We start from the raw sequence: 4,127 nt of genomic DNA on the forward strand, positions 1-4,127 counted from the left end.
TGTTTCTTCATACAATTCTCTTAAAACTGCTTCTGAAGGCGTTTCACCTTTCTCTACTTTACCTCCCGGAAATTCAATGCCTCGGATTTTATGTTGTGTAAATAATAACTGATCGTTATACACTGGAATGCTAAGCACGTGATTTCCGTTTGGTACATTTGTATGATTCTTATAAGTAAGCGTTACTTCTCTATTATCTTTATCACGAAACTTCACATTCCACACATCCCCTCATACTATGTTAAACTAAATTTATTAAATTAATTGTTGGAGGCGTAATTTCGATGATGAAAAAATTATTTCTAGCGATGGTAGTGTTTTATCAGCGCTTTATATCGCCATTGACACCACCGACCTGTCGATTTTATCCAACATGTTCAGAATATACTAGAGAAGCAATTCAATATCATGGTGCATTTAAAGGCCTTTATCTAGGCATCAGACGTATACTTAAATGTCATCCATTTCATAAAGGCGGCTTTGATCCCGTACCTTTAAAGAAAGAGAAACATTCATCTACCGAACATAAACATTAAAGTGGCTTTAATTTCGATAGCTCAACTTTAGGGGGAGTGAATTCAATCATTCCCTCTTTTAATATGCCTGAATCTTTGACTAAATCTTCTTTAAAGTAATACCCTGAAGGCGTTATATCTCCAGGATAATTCCCCTCTTTAGCTAACATCGCTGTAAAATACCGACTTAATCCAAACTCATACATGCCTCCCACGACGAATTGAATTCCTTTCGCCTTTAATATCTTCATTGCTTCGATGACTTTATCGATACCACCCAATCTAAATGGCTTCAGTACGACCACTTTAACTGGGTATTGATTGACGATGGATACAATGTGCTTGATAGATGTTGCTTTTTCATCAATTGCAATAGAAGGATAATGACTAGCATTCAATTCATTTAATGTATCCAACGACTTAAACGGTTCTTCAATATACAGAATATCTTCCGATTCTAGATCTGTTATTTCTGAAAATGAATCAACTGTTAGCGATTCATTAGCATCAATTGCAATACCACACTCGAAATCAAGTTGACGTATACGTTTTAAATCTTCAGCTAATTGAGAAGACCATTTAAGTTTAATTCGCTTCGGCTTAGTTCGAGATAACGTTAACAATTGCGAGTTGGATAAACCGCTTACTGTTGCACCATATTCAACTGAAAAAGAAGGTAGTGTGTGATACATCTGATACACTGCCATAACAACAGTTGCACGTGTCGCTGGCATAGAATCCAATTCGCTTAAATAAGGTAACCATGATTCAAAAGATGTATATACCTTTCCAATAATTTGCGATTTCCAAGTATTGATTGTTTCGATTACTCTCTCGATGGTTTCATTATCATACCAATTCGTGGCAAATGCATTACACTCTCCATAATAAGATTGATCATCATGCGTTAGTATTTCGATAATTAAACTTTTACGTTCGTTTAGCTTAATTTTCGGCGTAATCATTGGAGATTGAAAGGGTTCTTCATATTCAAAGAGATTGATAGCTTTAATTTTCATATTTTATACCTTCATTTGTAACTTTATTTCGCTGTAATTTCCCCGTTGATGTATAAGGTAACGTCTCTACTTGATAAAACGCTTTAGGTACTTTATATTTGGCTAAATTTTGTTGAAAATAATCAACTAATTCGCTCTTGTTAATTTCATTTTCAGCAGTAAAATAAAGCACTGGAACTTGACCCCACGTCTCATCAGAAACGCCAATACAAACTGCATCAGAAATATCGTTAAATTGCTTAGCGACAGTTTCAATTTGATAAGGGTAAATATTCTCTCCACCACTGATAATTAAATCTTTACGGCGATCATATACCATGACAAAGCCTTCATTATCTATTTCTGCAATATCTCCAGTTTTAAAGAAACCATCTTCAAACGTATCAGTCAAATGCTCAGGATATAAATAACCATTCATAACATTCTCCCCTTTTATAAGGAGTTCTCCGTGACCTAAATGATTCGGATTTTTAATTTTAACTTTTACATTATCACTAGGTTTACCTACAGTATCATATCTTTGAGATAACATCTCAGGCGATGCCGTAAGAAACTGGGAACATGTTTCCGTCATTCCAAATGAGTTATAAATAGGTAATTGGTATTCCAGAGCTTGATCGATAAGATGAGATGAAAGCTTCGCACCACCAAGCAAAATCTTTTCTATTGAATAAGGTTGAGTCAATCCAGCATCCATTAACCACTTTAATGTTTGTGGTACTAATGAGACGTGCGTGATGTCTTCATTAATAATGATATTAAGCATTTTTTCAGTTTTAAATTTTTCAACTATTCGTACTGTGAAACCTTCAATAACTGATCTTAATATGACACTAAGTCCAGAGATATGATAAATAGGCAGCACTGATAACCATTTCGTATCTTGGTCATAACCTAAACTTTGTTTGCATCCTGTCGCACTTGCGAAGTGATTATGAAAGGTTTGAGGTACAGCTTTCTGAGGACCAGTTGTACCGGAAGTAAACATAATAGATGCAATATCATTCATATTAAATTGACTGGACTCAATGTTTTGAGCCTTTAATTTATTAATTGCATCGATATCATAAAGGTTAAAATTGTCTAATTCGAGAGGAATCGTATGTAAGATCGTATCGACATTAACAGAATGCATTTGATTGATGATTTCCTGTTCTGTTAATCGTGTGTTAATCATCGCAATTTCAACACGCGCAAGCCAGCATGCGTGAATCAGTATGATAGAATCTAAATCATTCTTAATATATAGCCCTACTCTATTTTGTCGAAGTGATGTCATACATTGCGCTAATTGATAAGCTTGCGTATACAATTCTTCAAATGTAAGCGATTGGTCATCTGTCATTATCGCTATTTTATCTTTATTAATATGAGATTGTTCTTTTAACCAAAAATCCACACGACATTCCTCCAAAAATAAATACAATGTATATTATAACGATTCAGAACATATTTATCAGTACTTTAGCTTGAAATTGTGATTGAAGAAATGAAGATGATGAGGATTTATATGTAGTCAAATATGTATTTTGAAAAGTGGGATTCACGTTTATCTAGTTATTAAGGGTGCTGAAAAGTAAATAGTTTAAATTTAGTGAACACCACTCACTAAATCTTTATAAATGTTATATTATGAAGTAAAGTTAACTATGTTAAATTAATATATATAAATAAGAATAACTAAAAATGGTTAATTAAATTCGTTTCATTAAAAAATCAAAATAAGTTTAGACAGATAAAAGGAGGAACTTAATATGGCAACGATGATAATGATCTTTCTTTTTGTTTACTCAATTGTCATCACACTTATGTACTTTAAAACAGATAAGAAATAATGGCGTCCCCCTCCGTTCATTACTTACAATTTCAGTTAGTATATGCTAAACTATCTATGTCGGATGACATTAAAAAGCATCTCCTCAACTTGATTAATTTTGGTTGGCTGACCACAATTAATTTTAGCTTGAGGAGATGCTTTTTTATAAACCTAGAATCATTCTGAACCGTACACGTAACGTATAACATAGTTCACATAAAAATAACGCTTATAATGAAATCAATCACTATAAGCGTCCTTACGGAGAGTGAGGGATTCGAACCCTCGAGACGCTTGTGGCGCCTACACACTTTCCAGGCGTGCTCCTTCGGCCAGCTCGGACAACTCTCCACTATTAGATTTTAATCAAGATATAAAAAAACAGAAGCGATATTTCACTTCTGTTTGTATGGCTCCTACGGGACTCGAACCCGTGTTACCGCCGTGAAAGGGCGGTGTCTTAACCACTTGACCAAGGAGCCATGGCTCCACAGGTAGGATTCGAACCTACGACCGATCGGTTAACAGCCGATAGCTCTACCACTGAGCTACTGTGGATTAATAAAAAATGGAGCGGGTGATGGGAATCGAACCCACAACATCAGCTTGGAAGGCTGAGGTTTTGCCATTAAACTACACCCGCACTGTGTAATACGATTATGGGGCGGTTGAAGGGAATCGAACCCTCGAATGTCGGAACCACAATCCGATGCGTTAACCACTTCGCCACAACCGCCAAAAATAGCGAATGGTTCAGGACAGAGTCGAACTGCCGAC

The 4,127-nt window shown here is 35.4% G+C and carries 4 protein-coding genes and 5 tRNA genes; 1 reads left to right on the forward strand and 8 read right to left on the reverse strand.

The genetic code is table 11. From position 1 onward, the window contains the following. A partial coding sequence (locus HMPREF3264_RS11550; protein WP_141764498.1) for an NUDIX domain-containing protein occupies positions 1-216 on the reverse strand: 216 nt, incomplete at its 3' end. Between the two features lie 71 nt (positions 217-287). Between HMPREF3264_RS11550 and yidD the strand changes: the two genes are divergently transcribed. Continuing rightward, positions 288-536 (forward strand): membrane protein insertion efficiency factor YidD, encoded by a 249-nt coding sequence (gene yidD / locus HMPREF3264_RS11555; RefSeq protein WP_037541567.1) that lies wholly within the window; start codon positions 288-290, stop codon positions 534-536. Here the strand turns inward: yidD and menC are convergent. The 7 genes from menC to HMPREF3264_RS11590 all read right to left on the reverse strand — a co-directional run bounded on the left by menC (position 533) and on the right by HMPREF3264_RS11590 (position 4,086). Then, on the reverse strand, positions 533-1,534 hold the full coding sequence (menC, locus tag HMPREF3264_RS11560; protein WP_070873401.1) for an o-succinylbenzoate synthase: 1,002 nt from the start codon (positions 1,532-1,534) through the stop codon (positions 533-535). The genes yidD and menC overlap by 4 nt on opposite strands. Beyond that, positions 1,524-2,933 carry an o-succinylbenzoate--CoA ligase gene (menE, locus tag HMPREF3264_RS11565; protein WP_070873402.1) on the reverse strand — a complete coding sequence of 470 codons (1,410 nt, stop codon included), beginning with the start codon at positions 2,931-2,933 and terminating at the stop codon, positions 1,524-1,526. The genes menC and menE overlap by 11 nt, the downstream gene beginning before the upstream one ends. A gap of 679 nt (positions 2,934-3,612) precedes the next feature. Then, a tRNA-Ser gene (locus tag HMPREF3264_RS11570) sits at positions 3,613-3,701 on the reverse strand. Positions 3,702-3,760: 59 nt separating this feature from the next. Next, positions 3,761-3,832 (reverse strand) — tRNA-Glu (locus HMPREF3264_RS11575). 1 nt (position 3,833) lies between these two features. Continuing rightward, positions 3,834-3,908: transfer RNA gene (locus HMPREF3264_RS11580), tRNA-Asn, on the reverse strand. A gap of 11 nt (positions 3,909-3,919) precedes the next feature. Further along, positions 3,920-3,993, reverse strand: a tRNA-Gly gene (locus tag HMPREF3264_RS11585). A 17-nt stretch (positions 3,994-4,010) separates the two neighbouring features. Beyond that, positions 4,011-4,086 (reverse strand) — tRNA-His (locus HMPREF3264_RS11590). Positions 4,087-4,127 lie beyond the last annotated feature (41 nt).

Source organism: Staphylococcus sp. HMSC62A08 (assembly GCF_001839105.1).
Lineage (GTDB): Bacteria > Bacillota > Bacilli > Staphylococcales > Staphylococcaceae > Staphylococcus > Staphylococcus caprae.